Source organism: Rhodopila sp., from assembly GCF_965277165.1.
GTDB lineage: Bacteria > Pseudomonadota > Alphaproteobacteria > Acetobacterales > Acetobacteraceae > Rhodopila.
The window spans coordinates 139376-163582 of record NZ_CBDICE010000006.1 but is presented as its reverse complement, the minus strand read 5'-3'; the positions used below and the strand labels follow the sequence as shown (position 1 = coordinate 163582).

Sequence of the window (24207 nt, the reverse complement as noted above, 5' to 3'; positions counted from 1 at the left end):
CTGTGGGTGCGCCATTTCCTTTCACTGCGAATCCTTCGTGATTCGCTTAGACCTGCCAAGGCTGCGGCGAGCGACCTCGAGTCGACTTCAACTCTTTCAAGAATCACAGGTCGCATCGGTCCGCTACTCCTGCGACTTTCCGCAGAGTTGGAGCGGTCACGATTGGCAATCCGCCGCTTGATATTCGTGGAACAAGCTCGAGTCCCGAACCTGCAAACTGAAACCTTCCCGCTGTTGCCACCGCTGGAAAACTGACCCCCCCTGTGGAGTGCGCCCCTGCGGGTAGACAGTTTGAGTTCGTAGATTTGACCCCCCTGATCGGGCTTCTGGAGACTAGAAGCCATGACCAAGCATCGTTCCCATAGTGCGGCGTTCAAGCGGCAGGTAGCCGAGGAATTCATCGCCGGGGAGGCGCTGCATGCGCTGTCCAAGCGCCACGACATCTCGCGCCAGCTGATCCGGATCTGGGTTGGCAAGTTTGAAGCCGGGGCGTTGGATGATGATGTCCAGGCGGCTGACCTGCTTCAGGAATACGAAGCCAAGATCGCAGCTCTGGAGCGGATGGTCGGTCGCCAGGCGCTGGAGATCGAGATGCTAAAGGGGGCTCTCAAGCAGGCACCCCGGCCGAAAAGCGCGAATACCTCCGTCGTCACCGGCCCCGTGGCATCACCGCCCGCCGGGGGTGCGAACTGATGGGGCTGGCGCGCTCGACGTTCTACGACGCACCGCCCATCGCGGCGTCTCAGGACGATCTCGTCCAACGGATCAGCAAGATCTGTGACGAATTTGAGTGCTACGGGTACCGACGGGTGAGTGCGGCCCTCCGCCACCAGGGTATGGTGGTGAATAGCAAGAAGATCCGCCGCCTGATGCGCGAGCATGATCTGCAACCGAAGCGCCGCCGACGGCATGTCGTCACCACCGACAGCAACCATGCCAGCCCGATCTTCAAGAACCTGACCAAGGGCCTGGTGGTCGAGCGCTCCAATCAGCTCTGGATCGCGGACCTGACCTATGTGGCGATCCCGGGTGGCTTCGTCTATCTCGCCGCCATCCTGGACGCCTGGTCGCGCAAAGTGATCGGCTACGCCATCAGCCGATCGATGGATGCCCGGATTGCGATCGCCGCCTTCAAGGCCGCCATCCGCCTGCGTCAGCCGCCCAAGGATTGTATTCACCATTCCGATCGGGGGGCGCAATACGCGTCGGACGCCTATCGCACTTTGATTGCCGAGTACGGCCTAAAAGGTTCGATGAGCCGACGCGGCAATCCCTATGATAATGCCAAAGCCGAGAGCTTCATGAAAACCTTGAAGGTCGAGGCGGTTTACTTGGCAGCCTATGAAACCTTCGAGGATGTTACCGCCGGTCTTCCACGCTTCATCGACGAGGTCTACAACACCAAACGACTGCATTCAGCGCTTGGCTATCTCAGCCCGGCCCAGTTTGAGGATCAACACACCCGCCAGACGGTCAAAATGCTGGCTTGATTCTGTCCACCCGCAGGGGCGCACTCCACTCGCAGCAGCGCCCGATGCGGTGACCACCAGACCGAGCAAAAGGCAGCGTAGCGCGCCTATCCGTCCAATCAGCATCGCGCCCGGGATCGCCCCGACAGCGAAGGCGAACGGAGGTATCGCTGTGAGCACACCGATGTCGATGGCGTTCAGCCGAGAGCCGATGTGGCCTCTTCCAACACGGGAGGCAAAGCGAGAACCGTCAGTCGCAACGCGGCACCCGGAAGCCAGAGCAGCATCAGCCGGATTGCGAGACCGTGATTCTCTTTTCCACGGGCCGGATCAGGTTGCGGAGTTTGCCTATCTCCCGCCGTCACCCTACGCCGCTTCCGTAGGGCTTCGTGATGACTTCGAGATAATGACCGTCTGGATCGGGGAAGTAGACGCCCCTGCCGCCGTCATTGTGGTTGATTTCGCGGGGTCGATTCTGCCAGGGATCGGCCCAGAATTCGAGACCAAGGGCTTGGATGCGGCCCAGCACGTCGTCGAAAATCTCTTCGTCGATCAGAAACGCGTAATGCTGGGGGCGGATCGGCCCGCTGGAAGTAGAGAAATCCAGGGACACGCCATTGTCGAGTTGGACGACCTCAAACGGTCCTGCACGGACCGGGGCGGCTCGACCGAGAATGTCCGCCAGGAATCGTGCCGACCGGCCGCGGTCGGTCGAGTATATGATGGTGTGATTGAACTGGATCGGCATAGGATCACTCCTTTCGCTCGGCTGGTTTGCGCGGTGCTGTCTGTTCCGCAATGCCATCCAGCTCGGCCAGCACCTCGGGCACGAGTTCGATCTCTCCCACGGCGATGTTCTCCCGCAGATGGTCGATCGACGAGGTGCCGGAGATGAGAAGGATGTTGGGGGAGCGATGCAGCAGCCAGGCCTGCGCCACCTGCATCGGCGTGGCGCCCAGCCGCGCCGCCGCATCGTTGAGCGTCGACGATTGCACCGGATCGAAGCCGCCGAGCGGGAAGAACGGGACATAGGCGATGCCCTGGCTCGACAGATCGTGGATTATGGCATCGTCGCCGCGGTGGGCGACATTATAATGGTTCTGGACGCAGACGATCGGCACCATCGCGCGGCCCTGTTCGATCTGCGGTGATGTCACGCCGCTGAGGCCGATGTGCCGAATCAGGCCCTGCTGCTGGAAATTGGCGAGGACGGACAGCGGCGCTTCGATCGGGCCCATGTCGTCCCGGACCCGGAGGTTGACGATGTGGAGCTGGTCCAGCCCCAGGTTGCGCAGATTGTCGTGAACCTGCTGCGTCAGCTCCTCGCGGGAATAGGCCGGAGGCCACGACCCGTCCGCCCCGCGGATGCAGCCGACCTTGGTGACGATGACGAGATCGTCGGGGTAGGGGTGCAGCGCCTCGCGGATCAACTGGTTCACGACATGTGGGCCGTAGAAGTCGCTGGTGTCGATGTGATCGACGCCGCGGTCGACGGCTTCGCGGAGCACCGCCAGCGCCGTGGCCCGGTCCCTGGGCGGTCCGAAGACGCCCGGCCCCGCGAGTTGCATCGCGCCGTAGCCAACTCGGCGAACGGCCATGGATGTGCCGGGGAAGGTGAACTGTCCGCCGAGTTCTTCCCTGCTAATTTTCGTGTCATTGATTGCCATCGACATGCTCCTTGGTAGCGATCTCTTCCGCGTCCGGCGGCGTGCGGGAATGCCTGTTCGATTGCACGAATGGACATTCCCGGCTGCTTCGAAAGAGTGATCCGAACCGGCCCATCAGCCGCTTCGCGCCAAGCCGTTAGGCCTTCTTGAAGTCCACGATCAGCCGCCCCGTCCCACCGCCAGCGCGATTGATCTCCATGGCGTCGAGCAGTTCGCCACGGGTGAACACCCGCGCGACCTTCGTCTTGATCTCACCCGACGCACGCTTCTCACCAATGGATTGCAGCAGATCCGCGTCGGCCACGATGTGCGGGAAAAAAGCTCTACGGCCTTCCGGGACTTTCCCCAGGACGGAGGGGTCCGCGACGGTCACGATCGCTCCTCCCGGCTTGAGCACGCTCCAGGAACGATCGGTGGTGCTCATGTCGCCACCGACGAGGACATAGTCGAGGACAAGATCGACGTCCTTGACGCGATCCTCGAAACGTTCCGTCTGATAGTCGATGAATTCGTCAGCGCCCAGGCCCATGACGTAGTCGCGGTTCTTCGCCGAGGCGGTGCCGATGACGTAGGCGCCTTCGGCCTTGGCGAACTGGACGGCGAGAGATCCGGCGGTGCCCGAGGCGCCATGGATCAGCACCTTCGCCCCGGGCTTCAGCTCGCCCGCCTCGTGGACTGATCGCCAGGCGGTGATGCCGGGGATCGGAAGGGTGGCGGCGTCGTAGTCGCTGAGCGAGTCAGGCACGCGGGCCAGGGTAGCTTCGTTGACCACGATGTGCTCGGCGAAGGCGCCCAGGGTGTTCGACATCGTCATGACCCGGTCGCCGACCTTGAAGCGGGACGCGCCCTTACCGAGCGCCACGACGGTGCCCGAGAAGTCTACCCCCAGGACATACGGCAGCGGTAGGGGCATCTCGTCCTTGACCCAACCTTCCCGGATCTTCCAGTCGAACGGGTTGATCGCGACGGCGCTGACGGCGACAAGAACCTGCGAGGGGCCAGCGGTTGGAACCGGCACGTCGTCGAGCTGAATGGATTCAGGGCCGCCATAAGAGTGTAGGCGATAGGCTTTTTGCGTTGCCACAGGAAAATCTCCTTAAAATGCTTCGCCGGATAGGGCCAATTTATGCTACGAAACGTCCTCGTAGTTTTTATACGCTACCGTTGCGTAGCGTATATGTCAACGCCTTCTCTCGCGCTAATTTCGACAGATCACTCGGGCTTCCGTCGTGCAGAACGGCGGACGGTCGACGGCCGAGCGCTCTTTACGTTGGTGGCGGCCGATCCGTGCGTGCTTCCCCTGATCGCGACCTCGACTGCGGAATTGACGACCGCGTCGACGAAGCGATCGTCGATCGCCTCGTTGGAAAACCAGCGTCGATAGAAAAGCGGGCCTAGTGCCGCGGCGATGAAGTCAGCTGCGTGGCTGTCCGGGGGAATCTCGCCACGCCCCTTGGCGCGTTCCACGATGGCATAGAACGGGGCCATGTTGCCCTCGTGCATTGCGGAATGCATGGCGGCGATGTTCGGATCACGCTGAGCCGCATCTATGATTGAAGGAAGGACGGAAGGCCAGGCAGCCGTCCGGAGCTGCTCGGCCACGGTTGCCGTGAGCGCCTGCAGGTCACTACGGAGATTGCCCTTGTCAGGAACGGCTTGTGCCCCCCCCATGCGAGAGCAGGCATCGATCAGCAGCGCAGAGCGCGATGGCCAGTGGCGGTAGATGGTTGTCTTGGCTACACCTGAATTTCGGGCCACGTCGTCGATGCTCACCCCGCTCATGCCACTCTGCGTGAGCTGCCGATAAGTTTCGGCCAGTACCGCCGCCTTTGAGCGCTCCACGCGCTTGTCCTGAGGATTCCCGGCCACTTTCCAACCTTTCGCTTGATCCATAGGATACGCTACGGTAGCGGTTCTTAAGAACGATGCCGTGCAGTATCGTTGTGTAGCGGGAAAGCACAAGCCAGGAAGGGTAATTCTGATGCCGTGGCGAGCAAAGAAGCCTTTGCTGGCGCAGCGGACGGAACTGGCGATCGCCCGCTCCGGCCTGATCGAGCAGCGCTTCGAGATCGAGGCACTCAAGGCGCGACTGTCGAAGTTGCTGCGGCCTGACGGATCCGTGATTCCAGATCTACGTCCTGTCAGAGCAAATATCCCGTGGCTTGTAGCCAGCCAGAATTCAAGAACAATATAACTTAAACAGTAAGTTACCTGGTGTCCCCGGCGCGATTCGAACGCACGGCCCCAAGATTAGGAATCTTGTGCTCTATCCTGCTGAGCTACGGGGACATTGCGCCACGATAGCAGAACTCCGGCCAAAACGAAGCCCCAAACGCGTCAACCACGGGCCAAGCGCCCCTCGATCGGGTAAGCCGGATCGTTATATCCTGGCGTCGAAGGGTGCCCCGGGGAGACCAGCCGATCAACCAACGCCTCATCCGTCGCGTCCAGCCGGACCGATAGCGCACCGACGTAGTCCTCCCACTGCGGCTCGGTCCGAGGGCCGCCGATCGCCGCGGTGACGAAGCGGTTGTTCAGCACCCAGGCGAACGCGAACTGCCCAGGCGAGACTTGTTTGGCCTGCGCGTGTTCGGCGATCTCGCGGGCGATGTGCAGGCTCTCTGGCCGCCATTCCGATTCCAGCATCCGCCGGTCCTGCCGCCCTGCCCGAGTTCCCGCCGGCGGCGGCATGTCGGGGGCATATTTCCCGGTCAGCACGCCGCGGGCCAGCGGACTGTATGGCACCACGCCCAGCCCGAAATAGCTGCAGGCCGGCAGGTGTTCGGTCTCGATTTCGCGGTTCAGGGCATTGTACAGCGGCTGGCTGGCCACCGGCCGGTCGATGCCGGCCTCGTCACACAGACGGCAAATCTCCGCGACCCGCCAGCTTCGATAGTTGGAGAGGCCGAAATAGCGGATCCGCCCGGCCCGGATCAGGTCGGCCAGCGCGCGCACCGTCTCGGCCAATGGGGTGGCGTGATCCTCCTTGTGCAGATAGAGCAGGTCGATTTCCTCGACCCCCAGCCGGCGCAGGCTGGCCTCGACCGCATGTTGCACATGGCGGCGGGACAATCCGCGCGCATTCGGATCCCGGCTCCCCTGGGGTCCGGTTGGGTTGGCGCACTTCGTCGCCAGCACCCACCACGACCGATGTTCCCGGATCGCCTGACCCACCACCTGTTCCGACTTGCCGCCGTTGTAGCCGTCGGCCGAGTCGATGAAGTTGACCCCCTGGTCCTTGGCTCGCGCAACGATCCGGTGCGCGGTCGAATCGTCGGTCGCGCCGCCGAACATCATCGTGCCCAGACACAGCGGCGACACTTTCAGCCCGCTGCGACCCAATCCGCGATATTCCATCCGTCGTCTCCTGGTTTTTGTCTCTGTCCAGCCTACACCGGACGGGGTTGAATGCAGCGATGGGGAATCGGCCCGACTGCGAACCGTCTGACCAGCGCTCCGGCTCGCCGTCGTTGGCTTCGCTGTTCGGCAGCTTTGTCAGCATCGGCATGATGAGCATTGGCGGCGGCCTTGCCGCCTGGACCCGGCGGGAGGTGGTGCAGAAACGCGGCTGGCTGGACGACAAGCAGTTCCTGTCCGGCTACGCCTTGTCGCAGCTTGTGCCGGGGGCGACCAACGTCAACCTCGCGGTGTTCATCGGCACCCAGATGCGCGGCGCGGCCGGCGCCGTCGCCTGCTTCTGCGGTCTGACGGCACTGCCTGTGGTCATCGTCCTGGCGGCCGGCCTGCTGTATTTGCACAGCCAGGGCAGCACCGGGGGCGCCTGGGTCAGCGCCGCGCTGGGGGGCATGGGCGCCGTGGCGATCGGCCTCAACCTCGGCACCGGGGTCCGTCTGGCTCGGCATAATATCAGCGGCCTGGTCCCGATCGCCGTCACCGCCGTCGTCACGCTGTCGATCGGCGTGTTCGGCTTCTCGCTGCTGCACGTGCTGCTGCTGATGATGCCGGTCAGCCTGCTTCTGGCCTGGGCAACCCGGCCACGATGAGTCTGGTGCTGCTGCAGCTGATCGGGCTGTTCGCCGGGCTGTCGATGCTGGCGTTCGGCGGCGGCACTGGCGTCATCCCGGACATGCAGCGCGCCGCCGTCGATCAGCACCATTGGCTCACCGCGGCAGCGTTCCTCGACATGTTCGCGATCTCCCGCGCCGCCCCCGGACCCGGATCCCTGATCGTGCTGCTGATCGGCCTAAAGGCCGCGGGCATCGCTGGTGCCGCGGTGTCCTTCGCCGCGATGTTCGGGCCGTCCTCTCTGCTGGTGCATATCGTCGCCCGCTACTGGCAGCGGGCCGCGCGATCCGCCTGGCGCGCGGTGGTCGAGCGTGCCCTGGCCCCGGTCGCGGTCGGCCTCACCTTCGCCAGCGGCCTGGCGCTGATGCGCAACACCGAGCACGGCTGGCTGCCCTGGGGCATGACCTTGCTCAGCAGCGCGCTGTTCAGCTTGACGGAAATCAACCCGATCCTGCTGCTTGTGCTGGGGGGTGGCACTTTGTTGCTTGTTGGGCGATAGACAGCCGCCGTATACGACAACCCTGGATTGCCGAGAGTCCATAATGTCGTTTAAGGTTGGTGTTGGAATCGTCACCTTCAACCGCAGAGAGATTCTCAGCGGCACTATCGACCGGGTGCGCGCGCTGACCCGCCAGCCAGACGCCGCGCTGGTGATTGCCGATGACGGGTCCACGGACGGCACGCTGACAATGCTGCGCGACAAGCAGGTACCGGTGATCACCGGGGTCAATATGGGCATCGCCTGGAACAAGAACCGGGCGCTGTTTCTGCTGTCGCACCTGCTAGGCTGCGACACGGTCATCCTGCTGGAGGACGATACGAGACCAGACCGATCTGGCTGGGAATCGGAGTGGATGGAAGCCGCAAGCCGCTGGGGTCACGTCAATTTGGCGGGCCACTGGATGCAAGAGCATTTCCTCTCCGGTGCCGGGACCGTCGAGGATCCCGTCCGCAGCAAGATGGTGACCGCGCAATGCTCCGCCTATTCCCGAGGCGCACTCACGTTCGCCGGCTATTTTGACCCTCGCTTCAAAGGATTTGGACATGAACATGTGGAACACACCCGCCGCCTGATCCGCGTCGGCTATGGCGGCACAGATCGGCGAGTCAACGGCGAAGAGCAGGTGATCTACAACCTGATAAAAGGCGGAGTTACCGTTGTCAGCGCTCAGAGTTATTACAACCAGCAGGAAGAGGAGCGTAATCTGCAGCTCGCGCGCCGTATCATGGGTGACCAAGGCTACCGGTCGCCCTGGGGCCTAGACGACGAGTTGCGCCAATTCCGCTCCGAGACCGAAAGTGCAATGAGCGACGGGCCCGATCGCTTCCGCCTGACGCCGCGAACGCCGCACGCTTCGTCGCGCCAGCCTGCCGGTCGCGGCCTGTTCAGCCGGCTTTTCCGTCGGTCCTAGGCGATGGCGAAGCCGGCACCCAAGGCGGACGAGGCGGACCCTCGGGAATTCGCGCTGATGCGGACGATGCAGGGGTTTCTCGATCCGGAGTGGTATCAGAAGCGCTACCCTGACGTCGTGGCCGCGAATCTCGATCCGCTGTTGCATTTCATCCGCCACGGCCTGGTCGAACGGCGCGATCCAAACCGGTTTTTCGACGGCGCCTGGTATAGCGAACATTATCCTGATGTCGGTGCCAGCGGGCTGCATCCGTTGCTGCACTATCTGCAGGCCGGAGCGGCGGAATTGCGCAATCCGCATCCAGCTTTCGATGCGGTCTGGTATGCTGGAGAGCACCAAGATGCGGCGGCCAACCCATTACTTTACCATATCGGAATCGGATCGGCGCTAGGTTATTCGACCCAGAGGCAGATCGATATCGTGGACTACCTGCCCTCGCAACGTCAACTAGCCACGCTGCCGCGAAGAGTCGTTGTCGATGTGGTGATTCCGGTCTATCGCGGGCTGCAAGAAACCCAGCGTTGCCTGCTCTCGGTGCTGGCGGACACGGGTGCGCCGTTGGGCCGCGTCATCGTGGTCGATGACCGGTCACCGGAGCCGAAATTATCGGCATGGCTGCGGACACTTGCCGGGAGCCGGCGGATCCATCTGGTGCGCAACAGTCGCAACCTCGGTTTCGTTGCCTCGGTCGACCGCGGCATGGCAGAGGCAGGCGCCCACGACGTCGTGCTGCTGAACAGCGATACCGAAGTCCCGCCGGGTTGGCTTGTTCGGCTGACGGCGCAGGCCTACGCCGGCGAACGCATCGCGACAGTGTCACCGTTTTCCAACAACGCCACGATCTGCGGCTACCCGGACAATCACGGCGGTCCGCTCGCCTTAGGACACGCCTTGGCCGAGATCGACGAGGCCTGCCGGACGGTGAATGCCGGCCGCTTCGTGGACGTCCCGACCACTGTCGGCTTCTGCATGTATATCCGTCGCGAAGCGCTTGCGCAGGTCGGCGAATTTGACGCCGAACGCTTCACCCTCGGCTATGGCGAGGAAAACGATTTCTGCTTGCGGGCCAGCGTACGCGGCTGGCACCATCGTCTCGCATGCGACACGTTCGTGTATCACAAAGGTTCCGTCAGCTTCGGGGATCAGGCTGATCAATTGTCGCGCCGGGCGATGCAACTGATTTTGCAGCGCTACCCGAACTATCTGCGCGACATTGGCCACCATGTCAGCCTGGACGCCGTCGCTCCGTTCCGCTTCGCTGTTACCGCTGCGCTGTTCCGGCGATCGAAATTGCCGGTGATATTGATGGTCGCGCATGAACTTGGCGGAGGGGTGCGCCGGCATATCGACGGTATCGTGCAGCGCTTCGGTGACAGGGCGCGCTTTCTGCTGCTGCGGGCGACCGGTCGGGGCGCCGAATTGTCGGTGCCGTCGATGCCCAACCACCCGGTGCTGACACTGCCGGCGGAGCGGATTGGCGACATGGTCGCGATGCTGCGGTCGCTGGGGGTGTCGCGGGTGCATATTCATCACCTGATCGGGATGACGATGGACGTTCGCCGGCTAATCCGCGAACTGGACGTGCCGTTCGACACCACGGTGCACGACTACAGCGCGATCTGTCCGCAAATCAACCTGCTGCCGTGGCGGGACGGCCTCTACTGCAACGAGCCGGACATTGGCGGCTGCAACGCCTGTATCGCTAACCGTACGACGCAGGGAGCGCGCGACATCGTCACCTGGCGGGCCGACCAGGCATGGCAAATGAGGGACGCCGCTCGTGTTTTATGTCCCAGCGTCGATGTGCTGTCTCGGCTCGGGCGGTTCGGACTGGATGCCAACGCGATCCCGGCGCCGCACGAGGCGGTCGCCGCCGCACCGTGGCCTTTGCGGGTCAGGCCACTCGCAGGCGGCAAGTTCAAAATTGCCGTGCTTGGCACGTTGGTCGATCACAAGGGAGGCCGCACCGTTGCCTCAGTGGCCGAAACGATCGATCCCAAAACGACCGAATTACATCTGATCGGTGATACCGACGGGCCGTTTTCCAGATCCGCCCTGGACCGCATCAAGCGAACCGGGCGATATGACGAAGCCGAGCTTGCGGGCTTGATCGCGACCGTGGCGCCGCACCTTATCTGGTTCCCGGCGGTCTGGCCGGAGACCTTCAGCTACACACTCAGCGCCGCGATCGAGTCCGGGACAGCGATTGCGGCAACCCGGATCGGGGCGCACACCGAACGACTGGCCGGGCGGCCTTGCACCTGGCTGGCCGACATCGCCACTTCGCCCGCGGCCTGGATCGAGCTATTCGACGAGATCCGCGCCACGCTGCGCAAGTCGGCGAGCGCGACGCCGGCGCGCCCGGCGGTCGGCGATTTCTACGCCGCGGATTATCTGCGGCCGCGCCCGGTGCGAGGCCGGGGCCGCAAATCCAGACCCCGGATCGCGGTCGTGCCGGAGCGATTCGATGTCGGGTTCCCGACCCCGTGCGGCTATATCCGGCTACTCCAGCCGATGCACCATCTGGCCGCCGAGGGTGATGTCGAGGTCGTTGTGGCGACAGCGGAATCCATCTTCGACTACCAGGCCGAGATCGTGGTCACCCAGCGGTCCGCCATGCCTGACAGGGCGGCGGCCGACCGCTTGGCCGCACACGCCCGCGGCATCGGCGCAACGCTGGTATTCGATCTGGACGACGATCTTCTGGGCATCCCGCGTGGCCATCCCGAGGCCAGGATACTTCGTCCGCGGGCGGCGGTAGCGCGCCGGATGCTGGATGTCGCGGACGTCGTGTGGATGTCGACAACTGGCCTCGCTGAACGCCTGTCCTCGATCCGGCCCGACGCGATGGTAATCGAGAACGCGCTGGACGAGCGGATCTGGATCGCCCCGACGGCGCCGTCCACAGACCAGCCGCTCCGCATCCTGTGCATGGGCACGACTACGCACGACCGCGATTTCGCGATGATCCAGCCGGCGCTCACTCGGCTGAAGGCGGAGTATGGCGATCGTGTCATGATTGACATCGTCGGCATGACCGGGCGCGACGATCTGCCGCATGGGCTGAACCGGATTGGGACGCCGGCGAACGCCATGCGGTCCTACCCCGGCTTCGTGAACTGGCTGACGTCCATGGAACCGCAGTGGCATATCGGGCTCGCGCCGCTGCTCGACAGCCCGTTCAATCGGTGCAAGTCGCCGATCAAGGCGATGGACTATGCGGCGCTCGGGCTGTTCGTTCTGGCATCCGATACACCGGTGTATCGCGGTTGCATCGCGGACGGTCCGGCGGGACAATTGGTAGCGAATCGTTCAGAAGCCTGGTACGCCGCGCTGGACTGGCTGGTGCGCAACCCCGACGCGCGGCGCAACGTTGCCGACCGGTCACGCGAAGCGTTCCTCTCCCGAGCCAGTCTTGTCAGCCAGGCACCGAAGCGCCGCCGGGCGTGGACGCGTCTGCTCGGCGCTGGGAAAACCGATGCCGTCTGAGGGAGAGGCGCCGGCGTCAGTCCACCTGATGACGGAGGTGCTCGATCCCGCCTGGTACTTGAATCGGTACCCCGACATCGCCGCCAGTAATACGGATGCGTATCACCATTTCAGCCGCTACGGTGCGGCAGAGAAACGTGATCCCAACGCGTTTTTCGACAGCACTTGGTATATCGAGCACTATGCGGATGTCGCCGCGAGCGGGCTGATCCCGTTGCAGCATTATCTGCAGGCGGGCGCCCCCGAACTGCGCAACCCACATCCACGATTCGACGCTGTCTATTACGTTGAGCAGCATCCGGACGCCGCGGAAAATCCATTGCTGTATCATCTGCGTGTCGGCCTGGCGCGCGGCTACCCAACAGAAAAAATTATCGATATCGGTGATTATCTGCCGTCGCGCGGCCAGGCGTTGTCGCTGCCCCGCGCGATCTTCGCCGACGTGATCATCCTGCTGGGTCGCGACGCCGCGGCAGCCAAGCGTTGCGTTGGCTCGGTCTTGGCGTGCCGGGATTTCCCGCTTGCCCGGATCATCGTCGTCGATGACCAGGCGTCCGACCCGGAATTACACACCTGGCTGCGACAACTTTCGGCGGAACGCCAGATTCTCCTGATCCGCAACCGCCGGCGGATGGGCGTCGCCCGCTCGGCGGATCGCGGGATGGAAGCAACCGCGGACCACGACATCGTGTTGCTGAGCAGCGACAGCGAAGTCAATGCCGGTTGGCTGCAGCGGCTGACGGCGCATGCTTACTCCCAGCCAAAGATCGCCACCGTTTCGCCATTGGGCAATTTGGCCTCGCTGGGCCGGTATCAGGATGCTGATGGCGCCGGACCGGCAATCGACGAGCTTTGCCGGCTGGTCAATGTGGGTCGGTCCGCAACCACCGAAACGGCAACCGACCATTGTCTTTACATCCGCCGTGCAGCGATGCTCGCGGTTGGAGGCCTCGGCGGCAAACCTTCCAGCGGTGATGACTTGGCGATAGGCGATCTCGGCGCGCGCGCCACCGCAGCCGGCTGGCTTCACCGTATTGCTTTCGATACATTCAGTCCGAATGACGGAATGCGCTCCATCGCACAGGCCAAGGATCGGTACGCCACGTCCGAAGGCGCGGCTGCGTTCCAATTCGCTATTGCAGCGGCCCTGTTCCGGAGATCGGGGTTGCCGGTGATCCTGATGATCTCGCACGATTTCGGCGGCGGCGTGCGGCGGCACATCGACAGTCTGGTGGAACGCTTCGGCGATACCGCCCGGGTGCTTCTGCTGCAAGCGACGGACCGCGGGGCGGCGCTTTCACTGCCGGCAATGCCCGGCGATCCTCCCAACCGCGCCGTGCTGACGCTGCCTGCGGAACGGCTCGATGACCTGGTGGCTGTGCTGCGGTCGGCGAACCTGTCGCGGATCCATATCCATCACCTGCTGCGGATCGACCTCGATATCCGAGCGCTCATCCATCGGTTGCGGCTGCCGTTCGATGTAACCGTGCACGACTATTTCGCCATCTGCCCGCAGGTCAATCTGTTGCGCTGGCCCGAGGGCATCTACTGCGGCGAACCGGGGCCGGCTGACTGCAACGCCTGCATCGCTGAGAAAAGCTCTCACGGCGCCAGGGACATCGTGTCCTGGCGACGCGGCTGGGCCTGGCAATTCATCGAGGCGGATCGGGTGATCTGCCCAAGCGCGGATGTCAAGGCGCGTCTGGATCGTCACGGGATCGGCGCACGCGCCATCGTCGTTCCGCACGAACCACAAGCGGGAACGACCTGGGCCACTCGGCTTCCGAGGTTTACCAAACCGCCGTTGCGGATCGTGCTGCTTGGAGCGCTGGCCAATCACAAGGGCTCCCGTTGCGTGGCCGAGGTTGCGCAGGCTGCCGCTGCCGGATCCATCGAACTGCACCTGATCGGCTATCTGGAAGACAGCTTTCCGAAGCCCGCCGCCAAGCTGATCAAGGTCACCGGGCAATATCTGGACGGCGATCTGCCCGCATTGCTGAAACGGATCGACCCTCATGTGTTCTGGTTTCCGTCGACTGCGGCCGAAACCTACAGCTACACACTTAGTACTGCGATCGAAACAGGGCGTCCGATCGTGGCGACAGATCTTGGGTCCTTCACCGAACGACTGGCCGCGCGTCCGCTTTCCTGGCTGGTGGATCACAGGGCATCGGCAAAGACCTGGTTGGCGACCTTTGATGCCGTGCGCACGACCCTGTGCGGCCGCGACACGCTGCCGCCTGCGCCGCGTCGTACGGCAATCTCGGATTTCTACACCGATTGCTATCTGTCGCCGGCACGCAGCAAGCGGTCCGCGACGGCGGCTGGAAAGCCGCGAATTGTCATTGTTCCGGAACGATATGACACGGGGGGGCTCACGCCCTGCGGTTATATCCGGCTGTTGCAGCCATTGGACCATCCTTCGATCGGCGGTCGCTTCGAGACCATTCTGGCCGATGCCGAAACAGTCTTCGATCACCGGGCGGATATCATCGTCACCCAGCGCTCCGCCGTGGGTGATGTGGCGACGGCGAACCGGCTGGCGCGGCACGCCCGAGAGACCGGAGCCAGGCTGCTGCTCGACCTCGACGACGACCTGCTGAATATCCCGCGCACCCATCCGGATGCGGCAGCGCTGCGGCCGTTGGCGCCAGTGGTGCGCCGGATGCTGGCCATTGCCGACGTGGTCTGGGTCTCGACCCCGGGGCTTGCCGATTGCCTGAGTTCGTTGCGGCAGGATGCGATCGTGGTGGAGAATCGACTGGACGAACGTATCTGGACGCAGCCGCCGGCGCGCGATCGACCCTGGGACGACCCGATCCGCATCCTTTGCATGGGGACCCGCACGCACGAGCGCGACTTTGCAATGATCGAACCGGCGCTGCTGCGGTTGAAGGCCGAGCACGGCCATAGGATCGTCATCGACGTATTGGGAATGACCAGCCGAAGTGAGCTGCCGGCGGCATTGAACCGGATCGGGCCGCCGACCCACGCGTCGCGTTCCTATCCTGGCTTCGTCAACTGGATGACGGCGATGCGACCACGCTGGCACATCGGCCTGGCCCCGCTGCTCGACACGGCGTTCAATCGTGCCAAATCACCAATCAAGGCGATGGACTACGCCGCGCTCGGACTTGCCGTGCTGGCCTCCGACACGCCGGTTTACCGCGGGTCGATCGCTGACGGTCCCGCCGGACACCTGGTGACGAACGATCCCATCGCGTGGCACGCCGCGCTCGACTGGATGATCCGCAATCCCGATCTGCGCGTCCGTTCGGCGAAGGCGGCACGGGAGGCGTTCCTGTCCCAGGCCACGTTGGCGAGCGACGGTGGGACCCGGAAGGCGGCGCTGGCCGGACTGCTGCCCCCGCGGGCCTCGGGACGTGACAGCTTGCGGCGGCCTTCGGCCGCGCTAACTATACCGCATGGTTCAGTTGACCCCGTTGCCCGACAGAGGCGTCATAGCGATCGACGGCGATGACCGCGTCGCTTTCCTGCAGGGCCTGGTTTCCAATGACATCGAAACCGCTCGTCCTGGCCACGCTGTCTGGGCGGCGCTGCTGACCGCGCAAGGCAAGTGGCTGGCGGATTTCTTCGTGTTTTGCCAAGGCGAAGTGCTGTTGCTGGACTGCGAGGCGGAGCAGATCCCGATGCTGATGCAGCGCCTGTCACGCTACCGGCTGAGGATGAAAGCCAGCCTGCGCGCGGACCCCGCGCTGCACGTTCATGTCTCCTGGGATGGGCGGCCCGACGTACCGGGGGTCATCGCGCCCGACCCGAGGTTGCCGGATTTCGCCTGGCGCATTCTCGCCAGGGAACCGCTTTCGGCGAATGCGGCGCCCGAGGACTGGGATCGCCATCGTCTGGCCGCCGGGCTGCCGGATGGGTCGAAGGACATGGAACCAGATCGCAGCGTACTGCTGGAGGCTGGGTTCGACGAGCTGGCGGGCGTGTCGTGGTCGAAGGGCTGCTACATGGGCCAGGAACTGACGGCCCGAACCAAGTATCGCGGGCTAGTCAAGCGGCGTCTCGTTCCGGTCGGCGTTGATGGCCCTTTACCGGTGCCTGGAAGCCCGGTGCTGAACAGCGGCGTCGAGATCGGCACCATGCGCTCTGGCCGCGACGGGATCGGTTTGGCGTCGCTGCGGATGGATTCGCTCGCCGCCACGCTGCAATGCGCGGGCGCGACGCTGACCCCGCGCATTCCGGGATGGATGCGCCTGCCTGAAGCCGCGGCGACAACCGGCTGAGCCGGGTGACGCGGCCACCGGTCAATCCATCGCCGCGTGCGCCTCTGCCGGTGCATTCGCGCCCAGCCGCGGTCGGCGCAATAGCAGCAGCAACAGCAATGACGGCAACGTGGTGAAGATCATCAGCCAGTAATCGTCGATATAGGCAATTATCTGGGCCTGCTGGTTGACCAACTGGTCCAACGCGGCAGCGCCATGTGCATGCGCCGGATTCCACATCCGGCTGATGATACCTCCGTCCTGCAGCGCCCGGTTGAAGGGCGTGACCGAGGCGCCGATCGACTCATGCAGCACCTGGGTGTTGTGCGCCAGCATCGACGAGGTCACCGACACGCCGACGGCGGCGCCGATGTTGCGGAACAGGCTGAACAAGGACGCGCCGTCGGTGCGGTACTGCGGCGGCAAGGTTGCGAACGCCAACACCTGCAGCGGCAGGAACACGAACCCAAGCCCCGCACCCTGCACGATGATGGTGATGACGATGGTCCATTGGGCAACGTCGGGGGTCCAACTCGTCATCTCCCACATCGACCACGCCAGCGCCAGGATACCCCCAGCCATCAGCTTGCGTGGGTCGAGCCGGGTCGACAGCCGCCCACCGGTGAGCATCGCCGTCATCGTGCCGATGCCGCGCGGCGCCATGATCAGGCCCGCGGTTTCCACCGGATAGTTCGCCAGGTTCTGCAGCCACGGCGCCATCAGCGACGAGCTGGAGACCAGGATCGTCCCGGTGGCGAACATCAGCAGCAACCCGGCGGCGAAATTCCGGTCCTTGAACAGAATGGTCGGGATGAATGGCTTTTTTGCCGTGATCATGTGAACGATGAACAAATAGACGCCCAAACCCCCGATCACCGCCTCGGCAATGACCTCGGTCGAGCTGAACCAGTCCTGGTTCTGTCCGCGATCGAGCATCATCTGCAGCCCGCCGATGGCCAGCGACAGCACGGCGAAACCGATCCAGTCGAAGCGCAAACCGAAGTTGCCGAACGACCGCGGCATGCAGAATATCAGGCCGAGCGTCGCCAGGATGCCGAATGGCAGGTTGATGTAGAATACGTAGCGCCAGTTGTACATCTCGGTCAGGTAACCGCCGAGTGTCGGGCCCAGGATCGGGCCGACCATCACGCCGACGCCCCAGATCGCCATCGCCTTGCCACGCTGCTCGACCGGGTAGATGTCCATCATCGTCGACTGCGACAACGGCACCAGGGCGGCGCCGAATACGCCCTGCAGCACGCGGAAGGCGACCATCTGGGTCAACGACTGCGCTGCGCCGCACATCATCGACGTGATGGTGAAGCCGATCAAGCAGGTGATGAACAAGTATTTGCGGCCGAACCGCGAAGCCAGCCAGCCGACCGGCGCGGTCATGATGGCAGCCGCGGTGATGTAGGATGTCAGGACCCAGGTGATCTCGTCGTAGGTCGCGGACAGGCTGCCCTGCATGTAGGGCAGTGCCACGTTGGCGATCGTCTGGTCCAGCGCCTGCATCAGCGTCGCACCCACGGTGCACAACGTGATGATCGTGCGATATGGTACTCGGTCAGACGACCCGGTGACCATGGCGGCGGACGTCATTGCTAAAACAGGTCGCGCCAGCTCCGCGTATGGCCGGTGTCGATATCGGCCTCGACGCTCATGCCCGCGCGCAGCTCCGGATCGCCTGGCTTGTGTTCGACCTTGATGCGAACCGGGATACGCTGCACCACCTTGACCCAATTGCCGGACGTGTTCTGCGCCGGCAGCACCGAGAATTCCGACCCGCTGTTGGGCGCAATCGCCTCCACCTCGCCCTTCCAGGTAATTCCCGGATAGGTATCCACGGTCACATCGACTGGATCGCCGCGCTTTACATGGGTCAGTTCGGTTTCCTTCGGGTTGGCCTCGACCCAAACATCCTCGGTCGAAACCAGGCCGAACGCCGCCGTCGCCGCGGCCAGATACATCCCTGGCTGCACTGTCTCGACCTGGGTCGCGATCCCGCCGAACGGTGCGTTGATCACCGCGTGGTCAAGCTCCCGCCGCGCCTCGTCGACCCGGGCCTGCGCCTTGAGGTAGTCGTTCATGGTGGTGACGTCGGCATCGGCGCTGCCGCCCAAGCGCGCGAGTTGCACCGCGGCCGTGACCTTCAGTGCCTCGACCGCTTGCTTGTCGGCCATGAGCTGGAAGCGCGCATTGTCGTATTCCGCCCGGGTGACGCCGCCGCTTTTTACCAGGTTGGCGAAGCGGTCGTAGTTCGCCTGGTCGGACTGCAATTTCGCTTGCTTGACGTCGACGTCTCGCAGCATCCGCTTGTAGTCGAGCTTCATGGCGTTCAGCGTCGAAGCCATGGCGTCGCGGTTGGCGGTTGCACCCGCGAGGGCGATCTGGAATGGCCGCGGATCAAGGCGCAACAGCACGTCACCCTTGTTCACGCGCTGTCCTTCATGCACCGGCACCGAGGCGACGATGCCGGAAACGTCGGTAGAGATCACCTCTTTGGCGGCGCGCACATAGGCGTCGTCGATCGACACCACGCGCCCCCCGGTCAGCCAGTAGAAGCCGACCGCCGCGACCACGACGGCGATGCCTCCCAGCATCATGATCGGGCGCACCACGGCGCGGCCAAGCCTGCGGCGGGCGGGCGCTTCGGTGACCCGGTTGGTTATCCGAGGTGCCGGTCCCGACGTCGCGGCCTGAGACATCAGACCGCCACCCGCGTCTCGGTGTCGGCATGTTCGGCGCCGCGGCGTGATGCGTGAGCCTCCTGCGTCAGAGTCGCTTTCATGCGCATCAATGCTTCAGTCATGGATTCGATGGACTGTTCATCGATGCCCGCGGTCACGATACGCGTCATTTCGGCACGCTGCTGATCGATCTCGTGCAGCACGTCGCGAGCCGGCCGCAGCAAATGCAATCGCCAGATGCGACGGTCCCTTGGGTCCGGTCGGCGTTCGACCATGCCGCGGGTTTCCAGCCGATCGATCAGCCGGGCCACGGTGATCGGCTCGACTTCCAGAAGTTCGGACAATTCCTTCTGCGAAATCCCCGGCTGGCGTTCCAGCCAGATTAGAATGGCCCATTGTGCCCGTGTCATGCCGTGCAGCCGCGCGCGCTTATCGGCATCCACGCGCAGCAGGCGTGCGACATCGTGCAGCAAGAACAGCAAATCGCGGTGAAATTCGTCCAATGACGGTTCCTCAGGGTTGCGCTGATAATAAGCTGCGCTATGATATAGAAACCAGTAGTGTTGCTATGCGTGCGACGCAATGCCGCTACCCGCCGCTGGAGTACCGATCGAAAATTACTATCGGGGATGTCGATGGCGCCTGGGTCGCGGTCGCCATCGGCGGCGCAAATGCGTGCGAGGCGATACTGGCTGGCACTCGACGTTCCGCCTGCCGACGTTGAATTAGATGCATGGCGGCAAAGTGGTTCGGCATGCGGCTTTGCGGTCGGTTCGGTCGTGTGTGCGTAATCTCCACTAACTGCGGTTGGCTCCTGGGGTGCCTCTGATTTTAGTTCGCGCCTTGTTGGCACGCGTCATTGGGCCGCGGCCGGGGAAGACACGCGTCCTACCCCAGGGATGGTCCTGGCGTCGCGAAGGCGATAGACGATCCAGCCGCCACGACCGGACCGTTGCATGACCTTTGACGCCTTGCTCCGCCACCTGGGATTTGCCGCACTGCTGATGGTGCTGTCCGCCGGCACGGTCAGGCTGATGATCGAGGCACGCCTGATGGATGCGCCGGAAGCCCGCAAGGCACACAATCGGCCTACCCCGAAGGGCGGTGGCGTGGGAATCGTGGTCACGTTCCTGATCGGCATCACGGTTTTGTACCGCTTCGCTGAATTTTCCCGACTGGCCGATCCGTATTTCCTTGGCGTGATCGAAGCGTCGGTGGCGATGGCTGTTGTCGCCTTCCTGGATGACCTGTTCGATTGGCCGTTCATCGTCAAGCTCGGTGCGCAGGTGCTGGCGGCGCTGGTCGCGGTGTCAAGCGGCCTGTTCGTGACCGACTTCCGCATCCCTTACCTGGGACCGTTGCCGGTCGCCTGGATCGGCATCGCGGCGACCCTGGTCTGGCTGTTGTTCACCACCAACGCGATGAATTTTATCGACGGGCTGGATGGGCTGGCGAGCGGTGTGGCGCTGATCGCTTGCCTGTTCATCGTGTTCATCGCCGAGCAGCATGGCGGCTGGTTCGCGTACGCCTCGGCCGGGCTGCTGGCCGCCGGGCTGGCCGGCTTCCTGCCGTTCAACTTCCCCAAGGCGCGCATCTTCATGGGCGACGTCGGCAGCCAGTTCTGTGGCTTCATGCTGGCGGTGCTCGCGGTTGTCGCAAGCCGCTTCGATGGGGTGGAACTGTCCTTCCTGCTGATGCCGATGCTGTTGTCGGGCGTGCTATTCGACGTTGCGTTCACGCTGGTGCGCCGTGCCCTGCAGCGCGAGGCGCTCACCCAGCCACATCGCGGCCATCTGTACCAGGTGGCTCAGCGGTCCGGTGTCCCCGCCGTCACGGTGACCCTGGTGCATTGGAGTTTCGCGGTCTTCGGGGGCGCCTGCTGCCTAATTTTCATCGCTGCACCATCGCTCTACAAACCGCCGGTGCCGTTCCTGACGCTGCTTCCGCAAATGGCCTGGACCTGGTTCGTGATGCGCCGCGCCCGATCCGCCGGACTGCGGCGCTGGGGCTGACCGCGTCAGTTAAATGATTGTTGGATGTTCCGCGTTGGGAGGTGATGCTCTCGACCAGACCGTTTCAGCAGGACTGTGCATGCCGAAAATGGTCTAATTATTCGTTGGATCGCTTGATTCACACGCTCTAGACGCTCCGCTCAGCGCGATCACGCTCTAGGTACTTGGCAAAATTGTAGGCGGTGACGAAGGCTAGGACGTGGGCCTTCTGGCTTTCCAAGTCGTTGTAATGGAACAGCTTGACGGTGGCGTCCTTAACGGTTCGGTTCATCCGCTCTGCCTGGCCGTTGGTCCAGGGATGACCGAGGCTGGTGTTTGCGCAGATTCGTTTGTTTGCCTCACCACGACAGCCTCTCAGCCCAGCCAAGGGGACAATCTCCACAGCAGCGACACCTCAGGCCACCCTCTTAAAGCTTCGAGCCGCCGTCGACGCCGATTGTGTGACCGGTGATCCAACGAGCTTCACGGGACGCGAGGAAAGCGACCACTCCGGAAACAATCGACCTGATGGTTGGCTACCGGCCGGACAACGACTCGCCAATTCTTCAAGTGTTCCTGCAACGGCTAATGGAATCGCTTGTCCGGAGGGGACAGAGTTGACCAGCCGGCGACCACTGACGCGCGCGTCTTGGAGCTTTCACCAGAACAGACCGTCTCCTCTCGGCGAGTTTTCGGCCACTCGACTTGAGGCGAAGCGGCTTGCTGATCGCTTCCTAGATCCCGCAACAAGGGACCGTCGCGATACGGCGCCACATATGCGACACCGCAATGGTTAGGACTTTTACAATAGTCTATCGAACTATCGTCTTGGCAAACCCAGGCGTCCGATCTGCACCCATGCACGAACCCGTTCCGCGGGATTGGTGCTTCGGGTGAATTTTACCCGGCGGCCGACCCATTTACCGCTGAAGCAAAGGATTGTTGGGGCGCTGCCCAAACCCCGCCAGGGGTCTAGCCCCAAGGCCCATAATATCGACGGCACGCGCATACTGATCCGGGTCGAAAAGGGCAATTTACATGCTTTCACCCTCAACTGCTCGCGCTCTTGCGGCTGTGGTGAAAGGAATGCAGGCGGCGCTCTGTCATCCGGCCTCATGACTGGCTGTTCCCCCGGGCACAGTTGCACCGATCCGATCTCGACACGGCAGATCAACCGCCCGATCCATAAGGGGCGCCGACGCTGAGGATGCGTTCGGATTCAGCCTGGAAACGGTCGAACATGTCGGTGGTCCGGCGCATCGCGGCAACATCCTGGTGGCGAATGCAATGGACGCGGTGGTTATTTCCGAGGTCGGATGACGGCGGGATCGCGGCTTTGCAGGCATCGATAACGAACGGGCAGCGTGAGGCGAGGAAGCAGCCGGTGGGCAGATTGATCGGGCTGGGGATTTCGCCGGTCAGGCTGAGATCGAACCGCTGCCGAAGGTCTGGGTTGGGCAGCAGGACAGAGGACAGCAGGCCGACGCTGTAAGGGTGGCGCGGCTGGGCGAACAGGCTGGCGGCCTCGCCCTGCTCAACGATCATGCCGAGATACATCACCGCAATGCGGTGGCTGACGAAACGTACTGTGCTAAGGTCGTGGGAGATGAACAGGTAGGCGGTACCGAGCTTTTTCTGGATTCCGATGAGGAGCTCGATAATTTCCGCGCGAGCCGTAGGGTCGAGCGCCGAGGTAGGCTCGTCCAACACCACAAGCTTGGGCCGGGTGATCATGGCTCGGGCGATGCCAACGCGCTGCTGCTGGCCGCCGCTGAGTTCGGCCGGATAAAGCCGCAGGGTGCGTCGGGACAGACCGACCAGGTCCAGTGCCTCGGACACGCGTTCGGATTTTTCCTTTGATGACACGCCGAGTGCCGCCAGCGGTTCGGCGATGCAGGCGCCGACGCGCATTCTTGGGTCGAGCGCGTCGGCCGGTTCCTGAAACACGATCTGGATCTGGCCGCGCAGTGAAGCAGGGTTCCTGCGGCGGGTGGTCGGCAGGTCGGTGCCGTTGAAGAAAATGCGGCCACTGGACAGGTCGGTCAGGCCAAGCACACAGCGCCCGACCGTGGTCTTGCCAGAGCCGCTTTCGCCGACGATGCCAAGGGTTTCGCCGGGTTCCAAATCGAAAGAGATGCCATTCACCGCCTGGACGACGCTGCGTGATCCGGCGACGGGGAATCGCTTGACCAACTGGCTGACCTCAAGCAGCGGCATCAGCGGGCTACCGGGAAATGGCAGCGAACGGAATGGCCGGGGGCGAGTTCGCGCAGGGCGGGGCGGTCGGTGCGGCAGCGCGGCTGGGCCAGAGGACAGCGGGCAAAGTAGGGGCAGGCTGTGGCCCCGATTGTCGCTCCTGCATGCGGTTCGGGGCGTGCCCATAGCTGGCGCAGACGCTGATTGTAGGAGAAGGCGGCCATCAGCATGATTGTGTAGGGATGCGACGGGCGAAAGAAAAAGTCTTCGCGGGCGGCAATCTCCATGATCTCGCCGTTGTAGATGACGGCGACACGGTCGCAGAAATGCGCGGTGATGCCGATGTCGCGGGTGATGAACAGCATGGAGCTGGCGCGGTCCTGGGCGAGTTGGCGGAGGAGCCGCAGGATTTGCGCCTGCACGGTGACATCGAGGCCACTGGTGGCATCGTCGGAGACGATGAACTTGGGTGAGCAGATCAAGGCGATAGCGATGACGATGCGCTGCGCCATGCCGCCGCTCATTTCATGCGGGAAGGCTTGCATCCGCCGTTCGGGATCGGGGATCTGCACGGCGCGGAGAATGTCGAGCGCCAAACGCTGCGCCTCTCGCTTGGGCACTTTCAGGTGGACCCTCGCAACATTGGCGATCTGCTCGCCCACCGTCAGCAGCGGGTTAAGTTCGCTGCGCGGGTTGGGCACAATCATCGATATGTCGCGGCCGCGCATGCGCTGCAGTTCGGCTTCCGGCAAGGGCATCAGATTGTTGCCCTCGAAGACCAGCGCTCCGGCGGCGATGCGGCCGGGTTCGGGCGGCAGGCGGAGCAGAGTGCGGGCGAGGGTGGTCTTGCCGGCACCGGATTCGCCGACCAGGCCAAAGATCTCGCCGCGTTCGATGCGCAGGTCGAGGTTCCTGATGGCGATGGTCGGGGTGCCGGTGATGGTGGGAAACTCGACGGTCAGGCCAATGATGTCGAAGGTGGGCTGGGTGGTTTTGGGAGCGGCTTGCGTTTCGACCCGGTCGCCTAGGTTCAGCATG

Annotated in this window: 20 protein-coding genes, 1 tRNA gene and 1 pseudogene; 10 read left to right on the top strand and 12 right to left on the bottom strand. The window is 63.5% G+C overall.

Annotation, left to right across the window (positions count from 1 at the left end):
* The first annotated feature begins 342 nt into the window (after nt 1–342).
* Together ACQY4Y_RS12420 and ACQY4Y_RS12415 are read left to right on the top strand one after the other, a co-directional pair.
* Complete coding sequence (locus ACQY4Y_RS12420) at nt 343–693, top strand: transposase (RefSeq protein ID WP_428489847.1); 351 nt, start codon at nt 343–345, stop codon at nt 691–693.
* Nucleotides 666–1490, top strand: a complete 825-nt coding sequence (locus ACQY4Y_RS12415; RefSeq protein ID WP_428493629.1) for an IS3 family transposase — start codon at nt 666–668, stop codon at nt 1488–1490. Before ACQY4Y_RS12420 ends, ACQY4Y_RS12415 begins: the two co-directional genes overlap by 28 nt.
* A gap of 340 nt (nt 1491–1830) precedes the next feature.
* On the opposite strand, the gene ACQY4Y_RS12410 is transcribed toward ACQY4Y_RS12415, so the two are convergent.
* The 4 genes from ACQY4Y_RS12410 to ACQY4Y_RS12395 form a co-directional block, all read right to left on the bottom strand.
* Nucleotides 1831–2217, bottom strand: coding sequence for a VOC family protein (locus tag ACQY4Y_RS12410; protein WP_428490928.1), 387 nt, complete (start codon nt 2215–2217; stop codon nt 1831–1833).
* A 4-nt stretch (nt 2218–2221) separates the two neighbouring features.
* Nucleotides 2222–3136: an aldo/keto reductase family oxidoreductase gene (locus ACQY4Y_RS12405; protein ID WP_428490927.1), complete on the bottom strand. Its 915-nt coding sequence runs from the start codon at nt 3134–3136 to the stop codon at nt 2222–2224.
* Between the two features lie 136 nt (nt 3137–3272).
* Entirely contained in the window at nt 3273–4220 is a 948-nt protein-coding gene (locus tag ACQY4Y_RS12400; protein ID WP_428490926.1) for an NADP-dependent oxidoreductase, read from the bottom strand.
* Between the two features lie 128 nt (nt 4221–4348).
* On the bottom strand, nt 4349–4978 hold the full coding sequence (locus ACQY4Y_RS12395; RefSeq protein ID WP_428490925.1) for a TetR/AcrR family transcriptional regulator: 630 nt from the start codon (nt 4976–4978) through the stop codon (nt 4349–4351).
* A gap of 139 nt (nt 4979–5117) precedes the next feature.
* Between ACQY4Y_RS12395 and ACQY4Y_RS12390 the strand changes: the two genes are divergently transcribed.
* Nucleotides 5118–5330, top strand: coding sequence for a hypothetical protein (locus tag ACQY4Y_RS12390; RefSeq protein ID WP_428490924.1), 213 nt, complete (start codon nt 5118–5120; stop codon nt 5328–5330).
* An 18-nt stretch (nt 5331–5348) separates the two neighbouring features.
* Here ACQY4Y_RS12390 and ACQY4Y_RS12385 read toward each other — a convergent pair.
* Together ACQY4Y_RS12385 and ACQY4Y_RS12380 are read right to left on the bottom strand one after the other, a co-directional pair.
* A tRNA-Arg gene (locus ACQY4Y_RS12385) sits at nt 5349–5425 on the bottom strand.
* A gap of 48 nt (nt 5426–5473) precedes the next feature.
* Nucleotides 5474–6493: an aldo/keto reductase gene (locus ACQY4Y_RS12380; RefSeq protein ID WP_428490923.1), complete on the bottom strand. Its 1020-nt coding sequence runs from the start codon at nt 6491–6493 to the stop codon at nt 5474–5476.
* A gap of 59 nt (nt 6494–6552) precedes the next feature.
* Here ACQY4Y_RS12380 and ACQY4Y_RS12375 point away from each other — a divergent pair, with 59 nt between their 5' ends.
* From ACQY4Y_RS12375 to ACQY4Y_RS12350, 6 genes are read left to right on the top strand one after another with little or no spacing between them, the layout of a single operon-like run.
* Entirely contained in the window at nt 6553–7140 is a 588-nt protein-coding gene (locus tag ACQY4Y_RS12375; RefSeq protein ID WP_428490922.1) for a chromate transporter, read from the top strand.
* 5 nt (nt 7141–7145) lie between these two features.
* Nucleotides 7146–7661 carry a chromate transporter gene (locus ACQY4Y_RS12370; RefSeq protein WP_428490921.1) on the top strand — a complete coding sequence of 172 codons (516 nt, stop codon included), beginning with the start codon at nt 7146–7148 and terminating at the stop codon, nt 7659–7661.
* A gap of 43 nt (nt 7662–7704) precedes the next feature.
* Complete coding sequence (locus ACQY4Y_RS12365; protein WP_428490920.1) at nt 7705–8574, top strand: glycosyltransferase family 2 protein; 870 nt, start codon at nt 7705–7707, stop codon at nt 8572–8574.
* Between the two features lie 3 nt (nt 8575–8577).
* A complete protein-coding gene (locus tag ACQY4Y_RS12360; protein ID WP_428490919.1) occupies nt 8578–12063 on the top strand; it encodes a glycosyltransferase in 3486 nt (1161 codons plus the stop codon).
* The gene (locus tag ACQY4Y_RS12355; RefSeq protein WP_428490918.1) at nt 12053–15544 is read left to right on the top strand and encodes a glycosyltransferase; all 3492 of its coding nucleotides are present in this window, start codon (nt 12053–12055) and stop codon (nt 15542–15544) included. The genes ACQY4Y_RS12360 and ACQY4Y_RS12355 overlap by 11 nt, the downstream gene beginning before the upstream one ends.
* Nucleotides 15489–16313, top strand: coding sequence for a YgfZ/GcvT domain-containing protein (locus tag ACQY4Y_RS12350; RefSeq protein WP_428490917.1), 825 nt, complete (start codon nt 15489–15491; stop codon nt 16311–16313). Before ACQY4Y_RS12355 ends, ACQY4Y_RS12350 begins: the two co-directional genes overlap by 56 nt.
* 21 nt (nt 16314–16334) lie before the next feature.
* Here ACQY4Y_RS12350 and ACQY4Y_RS12345 read toward each other — a convergent pair whose 3' ends face one another.
* From ACQY4Y_RS12345 to ACQY4Y_RS12335, 3 genes are read right to left on the bottom strand one after another with little or no spacing between them, the layout of a single operon-like run.
* Nucleotides 16335–17894, bottom strand: a complete 1560-nt coding sequence (locus ACQY4Y_RS12345) for a DHA2 family efflux MFS transporter permease subunit (RefSeq protein WP_428490916.1) — start codon at nt 17892–17894, stop codon at nt 16335–16337.
* 2 nt (nt 17895–17896) lie between these two features.
* Nucleotides 17897–19000 carry an HlyD family secretion protein gene (locus ACQY4Y_RS12340; protein ID WP_428490915.1) on the bottom strand — a complete coding sequence of 368 codons (1104 nt, stop codon included), beginning with the start codon at nt 18998–19000 and terminating at the stop codon, nt 17897–17899.
* The gene (locus ACQY4Y_RS12335; protein ID WP_428490914.1) at nt 19000–19485 is read right to left on the bottom strand and encodes a MarR family winged helix-turn-helix transcriptional regulator; all 486 of its coding nucleotides are present in this window, start codon (nt 19483–19485) and stop codon (nt 19000–19002) included. The genes ACQY4Y_RS12340 and ACQY4Y_RS12335 overlap by 1 nt, the downstream gene beginning before the upstream one ends.
* 453 nt (nt 19486–19938) lie before the next feature.
* Here ACQY4Y_RS12335 and ACQY4Y_RS12330 point away from each other — a divergent pair, with 453 nt between their 5' ends.
* A complete protein-coding gene (locus ACQY4Y_RS12330) occupies nt 19939–20994 on the top strand; it encodes a glycosyltransferase family 4 protein (protein WP_428490913.1) in 1056 nt (351 codons plus the stop codon).
* Nucleotides 20995–21148: 154 nt separating this feature from the next.
* Here ACQY4Y_RS12330 and ACQY4Y_RS12325 read toward each other — a convergent pair.
* The 3 genes and pseudogenes from ACQY4Y_RS12325 to ACQY4Y_RS12315 form a co-directional block, all read right to left on the bottom strand.
* A pseudogene (locus tag ACQY4Y_RS12325) lies at nt 21149–21376 on the bottom strand (integrase core domain-containing protein); the annotation flags it as partial.
* Nucleotides 21377–22143: 767 nt separating this feature from the next.
* On the bottom strand, nt 22144–23190 hold the full coding sequence (locus tag ACQY4Y_RS12320) for an oligopeptide/dipeptide ABC transporter ATP-binding protein (protein WP_428490912.1): 1047 nt from the start codon (nt 23188–23190) through the stop codon (nt 22144–22146).
* The gene (locus tag ACQY4Y_RS12315; protein WP_428490911.1) at nt 23190–24206 is read right to left on the bottom strand and encodes an ABC transporter ATP-binding protein; all 1017 of its coding nucleotides are present in this window, start codon (nt 24204–24206) and stop codon (nt 23190–23192) included. The genes ACQY4Y_RS12320 and ACQY4Y_RS12315 overlap by 1 nt, the downstream gene beginning before the upstream one ends.
* Nucleotide 24207: the final 1 nt, after the last annotated feature.